The sequence below is a fragment of the Bartonella sp. PS7NMGDW genome, assembly GCF_042193585.1.
GTDB lineage: Bacteria > Pseudomonadota > Alphaproteobacteria > Rhizobiales > Rhizobiaceae > Bartonella > Bartonella grahamii.
In genome coordinates, this window is record NZ_JBHILX010000002.1 from 182,823 (window position 1) to 199,875 (window position 17,053).

At 38.5% G+C, this 17,053-nt stretch carries 16 protein-coding genes; 13 read left to right on the forward strand and 3 right to left on the reverse strand.

Translation table 11 applies throughout. The features are described from left to right. Window positions 1-6: 6 nt before the first annotated feature. The 12 genes from kdsA (at window position 7) to ACFIKJ_RS02030 (ending at window position 11,928) form a co-directional block, all read left to right on the forward strand. The gene (gene kdsA / locus ACFIKJ_RS01975) at window positions 7-843 is read left to right on the forward strand and encodes a 3-deoxy-8-phosphooctulonate synthase (protein WP_375625933.1); all 837 of its coding nucleotides are present in this window, start codon (window positions 7-9) and stop codon (window positions 841-843) included. A gap of 70 nt (window positions 844-913) precedes the next feature. Next, window positions 914-2,185: a phosphopyruvate hydratase gene (gene eno / locus ACFIKJ_RS01980; RefSeq protein WP_375625935.1), complete on the forward strand. Its 1,272-nt coding sequence runs from the start codon at window positions 914-916 to the stop codon at window positions 2,183-2,185. 111 nt (window positions 2,186-2,296) lie between these two features. Continuing rightward, window positions 2,297-2,704, forward strand: coding sequence for a TM2 domain-containing protein (locus ACFIKJ_RS01985; RefSeq protein WP_375625937.1), 408 nt, complete (start codon window positions 2,297-2,299; stop codon window positions 2,702-2,704). A gap of 385 nt (window positions 2,705-3,089) precedes the next feature. Continuing rightward, window positions 3,090-3,500, forward strand: coding sequence for an NINE protein (locus tag ACFIKJ_RS01990; protein WP_375670195.1), 411 nt, complete (start codon window positions 3,090-3,092; stop codon window positions 3,498-3,500). Between the two features lie 383 nt (window positions 3,501-3,883). Further along, window positions 3,884-4,336, forward strand: a complete 453-nt coding sequence (locus ACFIKJ_RS01995) for a TM2 domain-containing protein (protein ID WP_375670196.1) — start codon at window positions 3,884-3,886, stop codon at window positions 4,334-4,336. Between the two features lie 187 nt (window positions 4,337-4,523). Then, complete coding sequence (locus ACFIKJ_RS02000) at window positions 4,524-4,835, forward strand: septum formation initiator family protein (RefSeq protein ID WP_012754998.1); 312 nt, start codon at window positions 4,524-4,526, stop codon at window positions 4,833-4,835. A gap of 135 nt (window positions 4,836-4,970) precedes the next feature. After that, entirely contained in the window at window positions 4,971-6,011 is a 1,041-nt protein-coding gene (gene pdhA / locus ACFIKJ_RS02005) for a pyruvate dehydrogenase (acetyl-transferring) E1 component subunit alpha (RefSeq protein WP_375651538.1), read from the forward strand. Between the two features lie 16 nt (window positions 6,012-6,027). Continuing rightward, complete coding sequence (locus ACFIKJ_RS02010) at window positions 6,028-7,395, forward strand: pyruvate dehydrogenase complex E1 component subunit beta (RefSeq protein WP_375670197.1); 1,368 nt, start codon at window positions 6,028-6,030, stop codon at window positions 7,393-7,395. A 14-nt stretch (window positions 7,396-7,409) separates the two neighbouring features. Then, on the forward strand, window positions 7,410-8,753 hold the full coding sequence (locus ACFIKJ_RS02015; RefSeq protein ID WP_375670198.1) for a pyruvate dehydrogenase complex dihydrolipoamide acetyltransferase: 1,344 nt from the start codon (window positions 7,410-7,412) through the stop codon (window positions 8,751-8,753). Between the two features lie 220 nt (window positions 8,754-8,973). Continuing rightward, window positions 8,974-10,434, forward strand: a complete 1,461-nt coding sequence (gene lpdA, locus ACFIKJ_RS02020) for a dihydrolipoyl dehydrogenase (RefSeq protein ID WP_375625945.1) — start codon at window positions 8,974-8,976, stop codon at window positions 10,432-10,434. A 67-nt stretch (window positions 10,435-10,501) separates the two neighbouring features. Next, complete coding sequence (lipA, locus tag ACFIKJ_RS02025) at window positions 10,502-11,464, forward strand: lipoyl synthase (RefSeq protein ID WP_375670200.1); 963 nt, start codon at window positions 10,502-10,504, stop codon at window positions 11,462-11,464. Window positions 11,465-11,466: 2 nt separating this feature from the next. Beyond that, on the forward strand, window positions 11,467-11,928 hold the full coding sequence (locus ACFIKJ_RS02030; RefSeq protein WP_375638538.1) for a type II toxin-antitoxin system RatA family toxin: 462 nt from the start codon (window positions 11,467-11,469) through the stop codon (window positions 11,926-11,928). A 540-nt stretch (window positions 11,929-12,468) separates the two neighbouring features. On the opposite strand, the gene ACFIKJ_RS02035 is transcribed toward ACFIKJ_RS02030, so the two are convergent. The 3 genes from ACFIKJ_RS02035 to rirA are packed head-to-tail and all read right to left on the reverse strand — an operon-like array spanning window position 12,469 to window position 14,612. Beyond that, complete coding sequence (locus tag ACFIKJ_RS02035; RefSeq protein ID WP_375624974.1) at window positions 12,469-12,957, reverse strand: CinA family protein; 489 nt, start codon at window positions 12,955-12,957, stop codon at window positions 12,469-12,471. After that, the gene (locus ACFIKJ_RS02040) at window positions 12,954-14,144 is read right to left on the reverse strand and encodes a bifunctional 2-C-methyl-D-erythritol 4-phosphate cytidylyltransferase/2-C-methyl-D-erythritol 2,4-cyclodiphosphate synthase (RefSeq protein ID WP_375670202.1); all 1,191 of its coding nucleotides are present in this window, start codon (window positions 14,142-14,144) and stop codon (window positions 12,954-12,956) included. Before ACFIKJ_RS02040 ends, ACFIKJ_RS02035 begins: the two co-directional genes overlap by 4 nt. 24 nt (window positions 14,145-14,168) lie before the next feature. Continuing rightward, window positions 14,169-14,612 carry an iron-responsive transcriptional regulator RirA gene (gene rirA / locus ACFIKJ_RS02045; protein WP_273788340.1) on the reverse strand — a complete coding sequence of 148 codons (444 nt, stop codon included), beginning with the start codon at window positions 14,610-14,612 and terminating at the stop codon, window positions 14,169-14,171. A gap of 173 nt (window positions 14,613-14,785) precedes the next feature. Here rirA and ACFIKJ_RS02050 point away from each other — a divergent pair, with 173 nt between their 5' ends. Continuing rightward, the gene (locus tag ACFIKJ_RS02050) at window positions 14,786-17,053 is read left to right on the forward strand and encodes an ATP-binding protein (protein ID WP_375625950.1); all 2,268 of its coding nucleotides are present in this window, start codon (window positions 14,786-14,788) and stop codon (window positions 17,051-17,053) included.

Below are 17,053 nucleotides of genomic sequence, written 5' to 3' on the forward strand. Positions count from 1 at the left end.
GATAAAATGACTAAACCAAATGCCCGTGTGAAAGTTGGAAATATTATTTTTTCAAATGAAATGCCTCTTTCATTAATTGCAGGGCCGTGTCAGATGGAAAGTCGCGATCATGCTTTTGAAATGGCTGGTCGTATTAAAACAATTACCGATCAGCTTGGTATCGGGTTTGTTTATAAATCGAGTTACGATAAAGCTAACCGAACTTCTTTGGGTGCGGCACGTGGTATTGGTCTTGAAAAGGCAATGGCTGTTTTTTCTGATTTAAAAAAAGAGTTTAATTGCCCTGTACTAACTGATGTGCATACAGAAGAGCAATGTACAATTGTTTCTTCTACGGTTGATATTTTACAAATACCGGCTTTTTTATGTCGTCAAACAGATCTTTTGGTAGCAGCCGCCAAAACAGACTGTGTTATTAACATTAAAAAAGGTCAGTTTTTAGCGCCGTGGGACATGGAGAATGTTTTAAAAAAGGTTGTTTACAGTGGTAATCCGAATGTTATGCTTTGTGAGCGAGGCACGTCATTTGGTTACAACCGACTTATTTCTGATATGCGTTCATTGCCTATTTTACGTTCATTTGGTGCTCCTGTTATTTTTGATGCAACGCATTCTGTTCAAGAACCTGGGGGGCAGGGTGCTTCATCTGGTGGACAGCGTCAATTTGTTGAAATTTTAGCGCGTGCAGCTGTTTCTGTTGGGGTAGCAGGTATTTTTTTAGAAACACATCAAGATCCAGATAATGCACCTTCTGATGGACCCAATATGGTTAAACTTGATAATTTACAAAGATTGCTTGAGACTTTAATGGAGTTTGATTATCTGTCAAAGAAGTTGAATTGAGAAGAGAAAAACACTTCATTAATAGGACATTAGAAATGAATCAAGACTTTTATTGGATAAGGAAACACATATGACTATAATTGTCGATATCATTGGACGTGAAGTTCTTGATAGCCGTGGTAATCCAACGGTAGAAGTTGATGTTCGTTTGGAGAATGGAGCTTTTGGTCGCGCTCTGGTTCCATCGGGAGCTTCAACAGGAGCACACGAGGCTATAGAGCTTCGTGATGGTGGTTTGCGCTATCAAGGGAAAGGTGTTGAAAAAGCGGTTGCTGCAGTTAATGGCGAAATTCTTGAAGAACTTGGTGGGCGGGATGCAACAAATCAAATTGCTATTGATCAAGCAATGATTGCTTTGGATGGAACGCCAAACAAAGCCCGTCTTGGTGCCAATGCACTTCTTGGTGTTTCATTAGCTGTTGCAAAAGCAGCTGCGGATTCATTAAATTTACCTTTGTATCGTTATATTGGTGGTACACAAGCGCATATTCTTCCAACCCCCATGATGAATATTATTAATGGTGGCGTTCATGCTGATAATTTGATTGATTTTCAAGAGTTTATGATTATTCCTATAGGAGCTCCTACTGTAAGAGAAGCTATCCGTTATGGCGCTGAGATTTTCCATGCATTGAAAACGCGTTTAAAAGATGCGGGTTATAATACCAATGTTGGTGATGAAGGTGGTTTTGCACCTCAATTTAAAAGTGCTGATCAAGCTATTGATTTTATTATGGAATCTATCATGATATGTGGCTATAAACCAGGTGAACAAATTGCCATTGGTTTAGACTGTGCTTCAACCGAATTTTATAAAAATGGTTCGTATTTTTATAAAGGTGAGGGCAAATGCCGTGACATCCAAGAGCAGGTAGATTATTTAGCGCAGCTTGTGAAAAATTATCCTATTATTACAATTGAAGATGGAATGGCAGAGGATGATTGGGAAGGTTGGAAGTTACTCACTGACACAATTGGAGAAAAATGTCAGCTTGTTGGCGATGATTTGTTTGTAACGAATTCAGCACGTTTGCGTGATGGTATTAAAATGGGGGTAGGCAATTCTATTCTCATAAAAGTTAATCAAATTGGTACATTGAGTGAAACACTTGATGCTGTAGAAGTAGCACATAAAGCAGGTTATCGTGCCATTATATCTCATCGTTCAGGCGAAACAGAGGATTCTTTCATTGCAGATCTTGCGGTTGCAACGAATTGTGGACAAATTAAAACAGGTTCTCTTGCGCGTTCGGATAGATTAGCAAAATACAATCAACTTATTCGTATTGAAGAAATGCTAGGAGCCCAAGCGCGTTATGCTGGTGATTTATATCGTGTATAGTTGCGAGCAAAGAGTGTGAGAGTATGATATTATTTAGACTATGAAATTGAGATTTTTTATCAAAGGCATATACGCAATAATTTTTAAGTGTTTAAATTTATAGGGATTAATATGAGAGGTATAATTATTAGTCAAGACCAAGGAAATTATCTCGTTTCGGGTGATGATGGTAAACGTTATCAGTTTGCGACTTGGGATTGGTTGGGAAAGAATCCACCAAGGATTGGTAATGCTGTTGATTTTGTCTGTGAAGGAGGTGTTGTCAGTTCTGTTTTCCCATTGTTGAGACCAGGTACAGAGAACACAAAGATAATGTTCGCACTGCTTTGTTGGGTTGCAGGTATCTTTGGTGTTCATCGCTTTATGGTTGGTAAAGTTCGGACTGGTGCTTTAATGCTGGTTCTATCTTTATCATTGTTTGGATTGATAATTACCGGTATTTGGGCAATTGTTGATTTTATAGTCATTGTTGCTGGAAGATTTACGGATAAAGATGGGAATCAGATTACAGATTTGTAAAAATTTTATAATAAAAAGAAAATAATTAAGTTTACTTTTTATTTCGATCAATATATTGAGTTGCATAATGCAAGATTATTGTACTCTATTTCTTTAATGTGAGATATTAAGAGAAATATGCACAGTTGAATAAAAGTATTGAAAAAGACTGTGCTATTTTATGTGGGTAAAACAACGGCGTAAATCCACTAAGGTGTGTTTTGTATTGCTGCTTATAGCAGCAGAAAACATTAGCTCATTGGGGGGATCAGAGCTATTTTAATTTCACGTTTATCACGGCTGCTACAAATTTTATTTACGCCGTGAGGTTAATCGATATATCATCAAATTAGAAATAATCTCTTTATGAATAACACATGAGGAGAAGCTTTATAGGTGGGCAAGGATGAAAGGTAGGATTATTGGTCAGGATCAAGGAGATTACTTCGTTTCAGGGGCTGATGGTAAGCGTTATCAATTTACGAGTTGGGATTGGTTAGGAAAAAAACCACCAAAGGTAGGGGATACCGTTGATTTTGTATATGAAGATAATGTTGTTAAATCTGTTCTCCCTCTTTTGAGTAAATCGCAGTCAGAAAAATCAAGATTGGCGATAGCACTTGTTTGTTGGTTTTTTGGATGGTTGGGAATTCATCGCTTTATGGCTGGTAAAGTCGGAACGGGCATTGCAATGCTTCTTATAACGATAACAGGTATAGGGCTGTTAGTTACTATACCGTGGTCGTTTATCGATTTTATAGTTATTTTATCCGGATATTTTAGGGATGAAAATGGGGATAAAATTATAAATTGGTAGAAATTTTAGAATAATATAAAATGTAAAGAGTGAGGCACTTTCTTTACTTTTAATGTTGTCAATATATTAATTTAATAATGTAAATTATTTTAATATATGTCTTTAAATGTGAAATATTAAAGAAAATTATGAATATTTAAATAAAACTATTGAAAAAGACTGTACTATTTCATATGAAAAAAGCAAAGGTGCAAATCGAACAGCGTGCTTTGTATTACCACTTGTAATTGCGGGAATTTTAAGTTGTTGGGGAATTTTTAGCTTTTTAAATTGTCATATATCACGGTGAATACAGACTGTATTCATGCAGTGATGTTTATTCAACATATTATCATATTAGAAGAAAAGCTTCTTTATGAATAACAATTTTATAGGTGGTGAAGATGAAAGGTAAGATTATTGGTCATGATCAAGGAGATTATTTCATTTCAGGGGCTGATGGTAAGCGCTATCAGTTTGCGAATTGGGATTGGTCAGGAAAAACGCCGCCGAAAGTTGGTGACGTCGTTGATTTTGTGTGTGAAGGGGATACCATTAAATCTATTTTCCCTATCTTGACTGAAGGTCAGTCACAGCAATCAAAAGTGACGTTAGCGGTCGTTTGTTTTTTTCTAGGTGGACTAGGACTTCATCGTTTTATGGTTGGTAAAGTTGGAACGGGCATTGCAATGCTTCTTATAAATATAATAAGTGTAATACTTATAATAAGTGTAATACTTATGCCGGTAGGGCTTATAGGAATTTTTTTGATAATTACACCTTGGGTATTGATTGATTTTATAGTCATTTTAACAGGAAGTTTTAAAGACAAAGATGGGTGTAAAATCACAAGTTAGTGGGATATCCAATATTTGTAATACAAAAAGTGGGGCATTCAGCTTACTTTGATTGTATTTAAGGGGGGGATAAATTGGCGATAACAAATTGTTTGAGTGTATAGATTTGGTAATGAGGTATTAATCAAAATCGTGCATAGTTGGGCAAAATATTAAAAAATTTGTGCTGTAAAGACTGTGCTATTTTATGTGGACAAAGCAGAAACGTCGATCAATCAAAGTGCGCTTTGTACTACCTCTTATGACGGTGGGAGTCTTAAGCTATTTCAGTTATCACATTTATCATGGTGAGTATGGATTGTATTCACGCAGTGAAGTTAATCAGCATATTAGCGAATTAGAAAAGGAGCTTCATAAAATAGAAGCTGAGCGGATATTCATGGAAAAGCGTATTTCTCTTTTACGCAATGGACATATAGAAAAAGATATGCTGGATGAGTATGTCCGAAAGAATTTGAACTTTTCTAAGCCAAATGAACTGACAATCTTAATACCTTGAAATGATACCAAAGGTAAATGAAAAATCGCTTACTTTAAACAACAATCAGCAATGATATTGTTTAAGCCGATTGATAAGGCTTGTAACTTTTGTTCGTAAAGGTTATTCCTAAATAATCATAAAAGGGAGTTTAATATGGCAGAACGACTTAAAAAAAATTCTGCGTCGGTGGCGCGCACTGCATTATCAAGCACCACAAAGAAAGCACCAATAGCAGACTTTACAAAAGAAGAAGAAATTGATGCTTATCGTGAAATGCTTTTAATTCGCCGTTTTGAAGAAAAAGCAGGACAACTTTATGGTATGGGGCTTATTGGGGGATTTTGTCACCTTTATATTGGTCAGGAAGCCGTTGTTATAGGAACATTGAAAGCGGCAAAAGAAGGTGATCAGGTTATTACGTCTTACCGTGATCATGGTCATATGTTAGCCGTTGGGATGAGCCCACGTGGTGTCATGGCAGAATTAACGGGACGTCAAGGTGGCTTTTCCAAAGGGAAAGGTGGCTCGATGCATATGTTCTCTAAAGAAAAGAACTTTTATGGAGGACATGGTATTGTTGGTGCGCAGGTTCCAATTGGTTCAGGTTTGGCATTTTCGAATCAGTACCTTGGTAAAGATAATGTGACATTGGTTTATTTTGGTGATGGTGCCGCAAATCAGGGGCAGGTTTACGAAAGTTTTAATATGGCTTCACTTTGGAAGCTTCCTGTTGTTTATATTATTGAAAATAATCAGTATGCTATGGGAACGTCAGTTTCACGTGCATCTGCAGAAACTGATTTTTCCCGACGTGGTCTTTCTTTTGAAATTCCAGGTATTGTTGTTGACGGTATGGATGTTCGATCAGTAAAAGGAGCTGCTGATGAAGCGATTTCTTGGGCACGCTCAGGTAAAGGACCGATCATTCTTGATATGCAGACCTATCGCTATCGTGGTCATTCCATGTCTGATCCAGCAAAATATCGTTCAAAGGAAGAAGTCCAAAAAATAAAAGAGGAGCACGATCCGATTGATCAAGTAAAAAGTCGGATTCTTAAAAAAAATTGGGCGAACGAAGATGATTTAAAATCTATTGAGAAAGAGGTCCGTGCAATTGTTGCTGATGCGGTAGATTTTGCACAAAGTGATCAAGAGCCAGATGCTTCTGAGCTCTATACTGATATTTTAGTTTGATGCGAGGGAAGCAAGTATGTCTATTGATATTTTGATGCCGGCGCTTTCACCAACTATGGAAGAAGGTAAACTGTCTAAATGGCTCAAGAGAGAAGGTGATAAGGTTAGCTCTGGCGATGTTATTGCTGAAATTGAGACGGATAAGGCTACAATGGAAGTAGAGGCCGTTGATGAAGGTACTCTTGGTAAAATTTTTGTGCCTGAAGGTTCTGAAGGCGTAAAGGTTAATACTGTTATTGCGATTTTGTTAGAAGAAGGTGAGCGTGCTGAGGATATTTCGCAACCTACTGATACAGCAAAAAAAACTAAGGAATCTCCTCTTTCTCTGGCATCGTCAGTTCCGCAGTCTGCTTCTACTTTTGATACATTTCCTAATTTTGATATTCCAGCGGGAACACAAATGGTTACAATGACAGTTCGTGAAGCGCTTAATCAGGCTTTGGCTGAAGAAATGCGGCGTGATGAAAAAGTTTTTCTCATGGGGGAAGAGGTCGCGCAATATCAAGGTGCCTATAAGGTTAGTCAAGGTTTGTTGGAAGAATTCGGAGAACGCCGAGTTATTGATACCCCAATTACAGAGCACGGCTTTGCTGGGCTGGCTGTCGGGGCTGCTTTTGGAGGGTTACGTCCTATTGTCGAGTTTATGACATTTAATTTTGCGATGCAGGCGATGGACCAAATTATTAACTCAGCAGCCAAAACACGTTATATGTCTGGTGGACAAATGACCGCTCCTATGGTTTTTAGGGGTCCCAATGGCGCGGCTGCCCGTGTTGGTGCTCAACATTCTCAATGCTATGCTGCATGGTATAGTCATGTACCAGGTCTGAAAGTTGTCATGCCTTATAGTGCTGCAGATGCAAAAGGTTTGCTGAAAGCTGCTATTCGTGATGATAATCCTATTATTTTTCTTGAAAATGAGATTTTGTATGGGCATCAATTTGATGTCCCTCAATTGGATGATTTTGTTTTGCCTATTGGTAAGGCGCGTATTCATAAGTCTGGACAAGATGTGACGATTGTCGCGTGTGGAATTGGAATGCATTATGCCGTTCAAGCGTTGCCGGAAATTGAACAATTTGGTATCGATGTTGAATTGATTGATTTACGAACCATTCGCCCGATGGATCTTCCAACAATTCTTTCTTCAGTTAAAAAAACAGGTCGTTTGGTAACGATTGAAGAGGGATTTCCTCAGTCATCCGTGGGAACTGAAATAGCAACGCGTGTTATGCAGCAGGCTTTTGATTATCTTGATGCGCCAATTGCTACGATTTCTGGTAAAGATGTTCCGATGCCTTATGCTGCTAATCTTGAGAAGTTGGCTTTGCCTAATACTGCTGAGATTATTGAGGCCGTTAAGGCTGTGACATACAGAGCATAACGGAGGAAAGCATAATGCCCATTAAAATTACAATGCCAGCACTTTCCCCTACGATGGAAGAGGGAAATTTAACAAAATGGAATATTAAGGAGGGAGATAAGGTTTCCTCCGGTGATGTTATTGCTGAGATTGAGACGGATAAAGCGACAATGGAAGTCGAAGCCGTTGATGAAGGTAGGGTTGCCAAAATTGTTGTTCCTGCTGGAACACAAGGCGTTAAAGTAAATGCTTTAATTGTTGTTTTAGCAGAAGAAGGTGAAGATTTAGCTGAAGCGGCAAAAGTTTCAGAAGAAATCTCTTCTTCTACAAAACAAGAACCAGAGCGCGTAAAACAGACAGATACTCTGAAACAGACGGACTCAAAGGGTACAAAAATGTCTCATGAATCATCAGCTCAGCAATTAATACAGCAAGATAAAAAGGTAGCGCGTCTTTTTGCCTCTCCCTTAGCGCGGCGATTAGCATCTCAGGAAGGCCTTGATTTATCCCTTATTTCTGGAAGTGGTCCGCATGGGCGTATTATCAAGCGCGATGTAGAAAAAGCTGTGAGTAGTGATATTTCTAAAGTGTCTTATTCATCACAAATAGGGGAGCTAGTAGCTACAGGTGCTTCTGACAAACAGATACTGAAACTCTTTAAAGAGGATGAATATACCTTCGCACCCCATAATAATATGCGTAAAACAATCGCAACACGTTTGATGGAATCAAAACAGAGAGTTCCACATTTCTATGTAACGGTAGATTGTGAACTTGATGCGCTGTTAGCACTGCGTACACAACTGAATGCTGCTGCACCAATGATTAAGGGGCAGGAAGAAACTCAGCCTACTTATAAGCTTTCTGTTAATGATATGGTGATCAAAGCTGTCGCACTGTCTTTGAAAGCTGTTCCTGATGCGAATGTCTCTTGGCTTGAAGGCGGAATGCTTCATCATAAACATTGTGATGTTGGGGTTGCTGTTTCTATTCCCAATGGGTTAATTACGCCGATTATTCGCCATGCAGAGGAAAAGCCGTTATCACTTATTTCCAAAGAGATGAAGGATTTTGCAAAGCGTGCGCGTGAGGGCAAGTTAAAAATGGAAGAATATCAGGGTGGAACAACAGCTGTATCAAATATGGGGATGTATGGTATAAAAAGTTTTTCGGCTATCCTTAATCCACCGCATGCGACGATTTTTGCGATTGGTGCAGGGGAAGAACGCGCCGTTGTTAAAAATGGTGCATTAGTTGTTGCGACAATTATGTCAGTTACAATTTCTGCGGATCATCGTGCTGTCGATGGTGCTTTAGCCGCAGAGCTCGCGCGGGCTTTTAAGAAGATGATTGAAAATCCATTAGCAATGTTGGTTTGAACTGTTTAACAGTTCTTCACGTAAATTGTGAGAGAGTGTGTTAAGAGAATAAAAACAAATTTAAGAGTTTGAAGAGCAATGTTATTGCTATTTCTAGTTTGGGTAAAGCATTTACGTGAAGCTTAAAGAAAAAGACATAAGATAATTCTGTGATGTTGTTTTGCAGTTTTAAGTTCAAAAAATGCATATCCGTTTTATATATATCCATGGAGGAATTACTGTGGCAAATCTTTATGATGTAATTGTGATTGGATCAGGTCCAGGCGGATATGTAACCGCAATTCGTGCAGCACAATGTGGTTTTAAGACTGCGATTGTTGAACGTGAACATTTGGGAGGGATCTGTTTAAATTGGGGGTGTATTCCAACAAAGGCCCTTCTACGTTCAGCGGAAATGAAACATTTTGCTGAACATGCAAAAAATTATGGACTAAAAATTAATGGTTCAATTGAGGCAAACATCAAAGATGTTGTGGCACGTTCACGCGGTGTTTCAGCACGTTTAAATGCTGGTGTTGATTTTTTAATGAAAAAAAACAAAATTGATATTATCTGGGGTGAAGCAAAGCTTACTAAAGAAGCGAAGAGAAGCCATCCTGCGGAAATTATGGTTTCTTCATCCTCCAAACCGATTATGCAACCGCAAAATCCAGTCCCTAAAGGGACGTTAGGGGAGGGAACATATCAAGCAAAGCATATCATTATTGCAACGGGTGCACGTCCTCGTGTCCTTCCTGGTATTGAGCCAGATGGAAAACTCATTTGGACTTATTTTGAAGCTATGATACCGCCAGCAATGCCAAAATCGCTTTTGGTTATAGGGTCTGGGGCTATTGGCATTGAATTTGCCTCTTTTTATTGTGATATGGGGGCGACAGTAACTGTTGTTGAAATGATGCCCCACATCATGCCTGCTGAAGATATTGAAATTTCAACGTTTGCTTGTAAACAGTTAGAGAAAAAAGGTTTACGCATTCTTCGTCAAGCAAAAGTAACAAAGGTTGAAAAATCTTCTGATTCTGTGACTGTACATATTGATGTTCAAGGTAAAATAGAGTCAATGACTGTTGACCGGTTGATTTCGGCTGTTGGGGTGCAAGGTAATATTGAGAATCTTGGTTTAGAAGCTTTGGGAATAAAAACCGATCGCGGGTGCATTGTAACTGATGAATGGAGTTGGACGGGGGTGGAAGGCATTTATGCTATTGGTGATGTAGCAGGTCCTCCTATGTTGGCACATAAAGCAGAAGAAGAAGGTGTGATATGTATTGAGCATCTTGCAGGTTTAAAGAATGCTCATCCGCTTGATAAAAGAAAAATTCCAGGGTGTACATATTGTACACCACAGGTTGCCTCTGTAGGGCTTTCAGAAGCTACAGCAAAAGAAGCAGGTTATGATATACGTATTGGTCGTTATTCTTTTGCTGCGAATGGCAAGGCGATTGCTTTGGGTGAAGATCAGGGGTTAGTAAAAACAATTTTTGATAAAAAAACAGGACAGCTTCTTGGGGCCCATATGGTAGGGGCTGAGGTAACAGAATTGATACAGGGTTTTGTTATTGCTATGAATCTTGAAACAACAGAAGAAGAATTAATGCATACTGTCTTTCCACATCCGACTTTATCGGAAATGATGAAAGAAAGTGTATTGGATGCTTATGGTCAAGTTTTAAACGCTTGATGACTGGATTGTATGAAAGATTTTATATTTTTGATTGTTACTTCGTATTTATAAGGCAAAGGCTTAAATGGTTACGGTTGTTGATAGAGTTACAAATAGACGTTTGCGTCATCCTGAAAAGGCACATCGTCCTGATACAAGCGTTCAAAAAAAGCCAGATTGGATTCGTGTAAAAGCGCCAACATCGCCAATTTATAAGGAAACACATGGTATTGTACGTACGCATAAGTTAGTGACTGTATGTGAAGAAGCTGGTTGCCCTAATATTGGCGAATGTTGGAGCCAGCGGCATGCTAGCTTTATGATTTTAGGTGAAATATGTACGCGTGCTTGTGCTTTTTGTAACGTTGCAACAGGTATTCCACTTGCCGTTGATGATAATGAGCCAGAACGTGTAGCCGATGCTGTTGCACGGATGGAATTAAAACATGTTGTCATTACATCTGTTGATCGTGATGATCTTGCTGATGGTGGTGCTGAGCATTTTGCAAAAGTTATTTATGCGATTCGTCAAAAAACTCCTAAAACAACAATTGAAGTTCTGACACCTGATTTTCGTCATAAGGATGGCGCTTTAGAAGTTGTTGTTGCTGCTAAGCCTGATGTTTTTAATCATAACTTAGAAACAGTTCCTTCTAACTATTTGAAGGTTCGTCCAGGGGCACGTTATTTTCATTCAATTCGTTTATTACAACGCGTTAAAGAACTTGATCCAACAATTTTTACAAAATCGGGAATTATGGTTGGTCTTGGGGAGGAGCGAAATGAAATTTTGCAATTGATGGATGATTTGCGCTCTGCTGATGTTGACTTTATGACGATTGGACAATATTTGCAGCCTACACGAAAACATCATCCAGTTGTTCGTTTTGTGCCTCCTGAAGAATTTGAGTCTTTTGCCAAGATTGGTAAAGTAAAAGGATTTTTACATATGGCCTCCAATCCTCTGACACGTTCATCTCATCATGCTGGAGATGATTTTGCTATTTTGCAAAAAGCGCGTGATGAAAAATTTTCCTTACAGAGATAATTATGCCGATTTTTACAATACATCGGCAGATCACCCATAGTGCCAGTGAAATGTTTGAGCTGGTTTCAGATATTGAGCGTTATCCTGAATTTTTACCAATGTGTGAGTCTTTGATAGTACGTTCTCGAAAAGAGTATGGGAAAAAAATATTGCTTCTTGCGGATATGACCGTTGGCTATAAGATTATCCGTGAAACTTTTACGACTCAAGTATTTCTTCAGCCGGAAAAAAATCTTATAGAAGTTAAATATATTGATGGTCCATTCAAATATCTTGAAAATCGTTGGTCCTTTCATGATATTGAAAATACCAATGCATGTAATGTAGAGTTTTTTATTGATTATGAATTTAAAAGTAAAACGCTTGGATTAGTGATGGGCTCAATGTTTGATATTGCGTTTCGTAAATTCACCGACGCTTTTGAGAAGCGTGCGCATCAGATTTATGGCTCTACGATAACATAGTCTATTCTGTTATTTTTTAACAATAGGTATTGCTTATAACGGCGTGAAGGTGAAAACTGGTTTCCATCTTTACTATTTGTTTTAATTCATCTTTTTCAGCTTTGAAAAGCATATTAAAGGAATATCATTTTAAATGATGAAGATGATGCACAGCTTCACGCTTTTGTTTCTCTTTTTTAATAGAGGCATATCCAAACAAAACGCCCAAATAGGACATGCTTGCGTCATACCCATTTCATAATAAATAGTATAGATACTCGTAAAAGTATATAAATAAACATCTTTACACTTATGAAGAAGTCAGCCTGCACCATTTATTTGCCATCTCTCGAGATGTTGCGCGAGCTCTTAGCATTTGAGAGAGGTACAAGTATCCTTTTCTTTAATCATTTTATTTATACAGTTTTTTTCTTGTGGCGTGCAAGTGAATAAATTTGATTAATTCAACTGAAAGTTGTGGCGCAATAAATCATTTTTTCAAGATGTTGACGATTATAGACTCAATGTGGAATAGAGAGCTTTGAAATTAGTATGGGGAATTCAGTGAAGCAATTCCAGAATCATTTTAAAAACATTTTCAACAGTTGCATGGCGGATAGCATTGCGGTTAAGATGACCAAAGTGCATTTCTTTGTGCAGAGTTTTATGATTTTTGTAAGCAACTGCGCAATGCACAAGTCCTACAGGTTTATCAAGACTTTCTCCTCCTGGACCAGCAATTCCTGTTACAGAGACTGCAATGTCAGCTTGTGAATGTTTTAATCCACCCTCAGCCATTGCAAGAGCAACTTCTTTTGAAACGGCGCCATAGGTTTTTATAAGTTCAGCACAAACGCCAACAAGGCGTGTTTTAGATTCATTTGAATAAACAACAAATCCACAATCGAGAACATCTGACGAGCCTGCAATATTTGTGAGGCTTGCAGCAATGAGTCCTCCTGTACAAGACTCTACAGTTGTTAACAGCAAACCTTTTTGGCGAAAGATATTAAGGACTTCATGTGCTTGTTTTTCACAAAGATATGTCATTGGGGAAGTTCTCCTGAATAAAGAACGCTCGCTGTTGCAAGAGCAGCAATTCCTTCACCACGACCAATAAATCCAAGCCTTTCATTTGTTGTTGCTTTGATAGAGATTCGATCAGGTGTCATTGAAAGTATTGTCATAAGATTTTCTGTCATGGCATGACGATAGGGACCAATTTTAGGATTTTCAGCGATAATTGTGATATCAACATTGGCGATACGACCACCTGCTTGTTTTAGAATATCAAGAGCATGACGGAGAAAAATTTCTGATGATGCATTTTTCCATTGGGGATCAGAGGGAGGGAAATGTGTGCCAATATCTCCAGCACCTCGCGTAGCGAGCAGGGCATCTGTTAGCGCGTGAAGAGCAACATCTGCATCGGAGTGTCCATTTAATTTTTTATGAAAAGGGATTTTTATACCACATAAAATAAGAAAGTCACCTTCCTCGAAAGAGTGAACATCATAACCATTGCCGGTGCGGATATCAGGAAACATTTGCATTTTCTTTTGGAGATATAAATGTGCGGTATTAAAATCTTCATGCCATGTAATTTTTATGTTGTTAGGATCCCCAGGAACGGTACGCATAGGAATTCCAAACCATTCTGCAATCGCAGAATCGTCAGTGAATTCTTTTTTGCAAGCTTGTTTTGCTTGCTTATGGGCGGCTAAGATATGTTCAAAGGGAAAACACTGTGGAGTTTGTGCACTATAAAGATGGGTACGGGGAATTGTTTCTAAAACATGCTGATTATTTACACGTTTAAGGGTATCAGAGATGGGAAGGACAGGAAGAACACCTTCTTGAGGTGTGATTGTATTGTGAATGTTATCAAGAAGCTTTTTTTCGATAAAGGGGCGTGCACCATCATGAATATGCACATATTGGAGATTGAATTTTTTGAGTGCCTGAAGTCCATTTAAGGTAGAGATTTGACGTGTATTGCCTCCTTCAACGATAATAAGGCGCTCTTTAAAATCACCAATAGCTTGTTCACAGATTTGACGATCTTCTGGATGAATAACAAGGATAATTGTTGTGATAGCTGGATGCTGCAAAAAACAATGCACGGTATGATAAATAATCGGCTTTTGTCCTAGAAGCCGATATTGTTTTGGAATTTCATGGGGAGATCCTGCTCTTTCACCACGTCCAGCGGCTAATATTATTGCTGCAATAGAAATACCTAATCTCCTTGTATTATAATCTTAGTTTGCCTTTTTGTCATTAATTTTAAAATGATTTTGAAAGGATGGTTGTTGTAGATCAGCAAGGGATATCACGGATAACACCTCAAAAAAAGCATTTAATGCTTTTTGAAGTGCGGTATTTAAACCACAAAAATCGATCAAGGGGCAAGTTGGTTCTGCAGTATCGAAACATTCTGCTAGGGAAAAGTTATCTTCTGTTACTTTCACAACATCAGCGACTGAAATCTCTGCTGCGGGTTTCGCCAATCTAACTCCACCATTGCGTCCACGCACTGTTTGTATAAAACCTGCTTGAACAAGCAGCTGAAGGATTTTAAATAAAAAAAGTTCTGAAACGGCATATGCTTTAGCAATTTCTGGAACACGACTGAGAGTTCCCTGATTATCTGCACAATACATGAGCATTCGAAGAGCATAATTTGTTTGTTTTGTTAATCGCATCTCATTTCCTTCGTAAAGTATCGTCGAACACAGTTTATTTTAAAGATATTTTGCAAAATGTAGAAGTTCTTTCTCGTTGACTATATTTGCTCTATTTTAAATGTAGTATTAGTATTGTCAATTTTTGCTACAAAAGGTTATATGAGAATAATGGGATAAGGGTATGTAAGCTCATGACGAATATAACATCTGTGACGAATCTTCAAGACATAGATAAAAATACTTATAACGATGAGTTGTATCGTTTAAGTAAGGTATATATTTTTTTAGGGATTACAATTATTGTATTGGCTTTACTTACGGCCTCTGTTTCATTTATTATTCTTATTGGATTAACCCCTGTTGTTCCCAGTAGAACAGTAACTCTTATTCTTATAGGGATTAATAGTTTTTGGGTTTTAGGGCTTATTGTCATCGTTTTTTATGAGATGATTCCGATCATTCGTGCTTGGCGTTCAAGGCGTGCAGGGTCGCGTCTTCATGTGCGCCTTATTTCATTGTTTGCACTTGTTGCAACAATGCCAGCTGTTGCTGTAGCTCTTGTATCGGGTCCAGCACTAAATTTGGGACTTGATCGATGGTTTGATACAACAACGCGGCAAATTGTGGGCTCTTCTATTGATTTAGCAAATGCTTATGCAGATGAAATGCTTCAAAATTTAAAAAATTTATCCTACGCGATGGCATTTGCACTTGATAACAAAAAACTCTTAGAACGTAATCCAGCTGAATATAGGATGCAATTGACGCGCCATGCTATAGGACGCAATTTGCGTGGCGCATTTTTGTTAAGTTCTAGCGGAGCTATTTTTATATCGAGTGCTCTTGGTGATGAAGATAAACTGCCAATTCCTCCTTCCAATCTTATTGAACGTGCAACCAGTGCGAGGCCTTTTTCTTTTCAACCAGGCGTGCATGATTATTTTGGTATTATTTTAAAATTTACCAACATTCCAAACACATTTCTATATTTGGTGCGTGACGTTGATAAAGGTGTTTTATCTGCTTTGCGTTTGACAGAAGTCAATACAGATCGTTATCGTGATTTAAATGAAAATCGCCTGCTGACGCAAATTGCATTTGGTATGCTTTATTTATGTCTTTTTTTTAGTTTATTCCTATCAGCTATTTGGGCCGCTATTGCTGTCGCTGATCGCTTAGTACGTCCTATTCGTCTTCTCATTAGTGCAGCTGATGATGTTGCTACTGGAAATATGGAAATTTTTGTGCCAGTACGAGCAAAAGATGGGGATATTGGGCAATTATCCAAAACTTTTAATTACATGGTTAGTGAATTGAAAAGTCGGCGCAATGAGTTGATTGCAGTGCGTGATCAAATTGATGAGAGAAGGCGTTTTTCTGAAGCAGTGTTATCGGGTGTAACAGCAGGAGTAGCAGGTATAGATGATAATGGTGATATTACAATTATTAATCGGTCTATTGAAGCGATGTTTGATATTCGCTCTGAACACGTTGTTGGACAAAGTCTTTTATCTTTAAGTGCTGAAATTTGGCAGGTTTTTCAGTTTGCACGTTCATTGGATCGTAAAAATCATCGTGAGCAGGTTACTTTAAACGTTGCAGGAAAAGAGCGTGTCTGTAATGTCCAAGTTACGATGGAAGAGGATGATGGACAGGGGCAATCTTGGGTTCTAACAATTGATGATATTACAGACCTTGTTGCAGCGCAACGTACAGCGGCGTGGGCGGATATTGCACGGCGTATTGCACACGAAATAAAAAATCCCCTCACACCCATTCAGTTATCCGCCGAACGCATTCGTAAACGTTATAACAAAGTTATTACACAAGATAGAGAGGTCTTTGAGCGGTGTATTGAGACAATTATTCGACAGGTTGGAGATATTGGGCGTATGGTTGATGAGTTTTCCTCTTTTGCACGTATGCCCAAACCACAAATGCATATTTTAGATATACGAGAATTGTTGCGCGAAGCATGTTTCTTGATAGAAGTGACACGACATGATATTCATTTTGAGCAAGATTTAGGAAGTCTACCACTTATGGGTGCATTTGATAACCGTCTCATTGTACAAGCTTTTTGCAATGTTATCAAAAACGCGAGCGAATCCATAGATTCAGTTGTGCGAGAGGAAAATATTCACGGTCATATTCTTGTCCGTTCTTATCGTCAAGAGGAATGGGTGGTTGTGGATGTTGTTGATAATGGGAAAGGACTTCCTAAAGAGCAAAGACAAAAGTTATTAGAGCCCTATATAACAACGCGGGAAAAAGGAACAGGGCTCGGGTTAGCCATTGTGCGCAAAGTTATTGAAGATCACGGTGGTTCCATGGAGCTTCATGATGCACCGGAGAGTTTTTATGAAGGTCGTGGTGCGATGATCCGTTTGATATTTCCGGCGGATGGGGGTAAGCAGGGTAGTATTATACAAGCCATAAATCATAAGATAGGGGAATAG

Coding starts and splice junctions, on each gene's coding strand:
- rirA (WP_273788340.1), bottom strand. CDS start 14,612: ATGCGATTAACAAAACAAACAAATTATGCTCTTCGAATGCTCATGTAT.
- ACFIKJ_RS02050 (WP_375625950.1), top strand. CDS start 14,786: ATGACGAATATAACATCTGTGACGAATCTTCAAGACATAGATAAAAAT.
- ACFIKJ_RS02015 (WP_375670198.1), top strand. CDS start 7,410: ATGCCCATTAAAATTACAATGCCAGCACTTTCCCCTACGATGGAAGAG.
- lipA (WP_375670200.1), top strand. CDS start 10,502: ATGGTTACGGTTGTTGATAGAGTTACAAATAGACGTTTGCGTCATCCT.
- ACFIKJ_RS01985 (WP_375625937.1), top strand. CDS start 2,297: ATGAGAGGTATAATTATTAGTCAAGACCAAGGAAATTATCTCGTTTCG.
- ACFIKJ_RS02030 (WP_375638538.1), top strand. CDS start 11,467: ATGCCGATTTTTACAATACATCGGCAGATCACCCATAGTGCCAGTGAA.
- ACFIKJ_RS02035 (WP_375624974.1), bottom strand. CDS start 12,957: ATGACATATCTTTGTGAAAAACAAGCACATGAAGTCCTTAATATCTTT.
- ACFIKJ_RS02010 (WP_375670197.1), top strand. CDS start 6,028: ATGTCTATTGATATTTTGATGCCGGCGCTTTCACCAACTATGGAAGAA.
- ACFIKJ_RS01995 (WP_375670196.1), top strand. CDS start 3,884: ATGAAAGGTAAGATTATTGGTCATGATCAAGGAGATTATTTCATTTCA.
- pdhA (WP_375651538.1), top strand. CDS start 4,971: ATGGCAGAACGACTTAAAAAAAATTCTGCGTCGGTGGCGCGCACTGCA.
- ACFIKJ_RS01990 (WP_375670195.1), top strand. CDS start 3,090: ATGAAAGGTAGGATTATTGGTCAGGATCAAGGAGATTACTTCGTTTCA.
- kdsA (WP_375625933.1), top strand. CDS start 7: ATGACTAAACCAAATGCCCGTGTGAAAGTTGGAAATATTATTTTTTCA.
- ACFIKJ_RS02000 (WP_012754998.1), top strand. CDS start 4,524: ATGTGGACAAAGCAGAAACGTCGATCAATCAAAGTGCGCTTTGTACTA.
- eno (WP_375625935.1), top strand. CDS start 914: ATGACTATAATTGTCGATATCATTGGACGTGAAGTTCTTGATAGCCGT.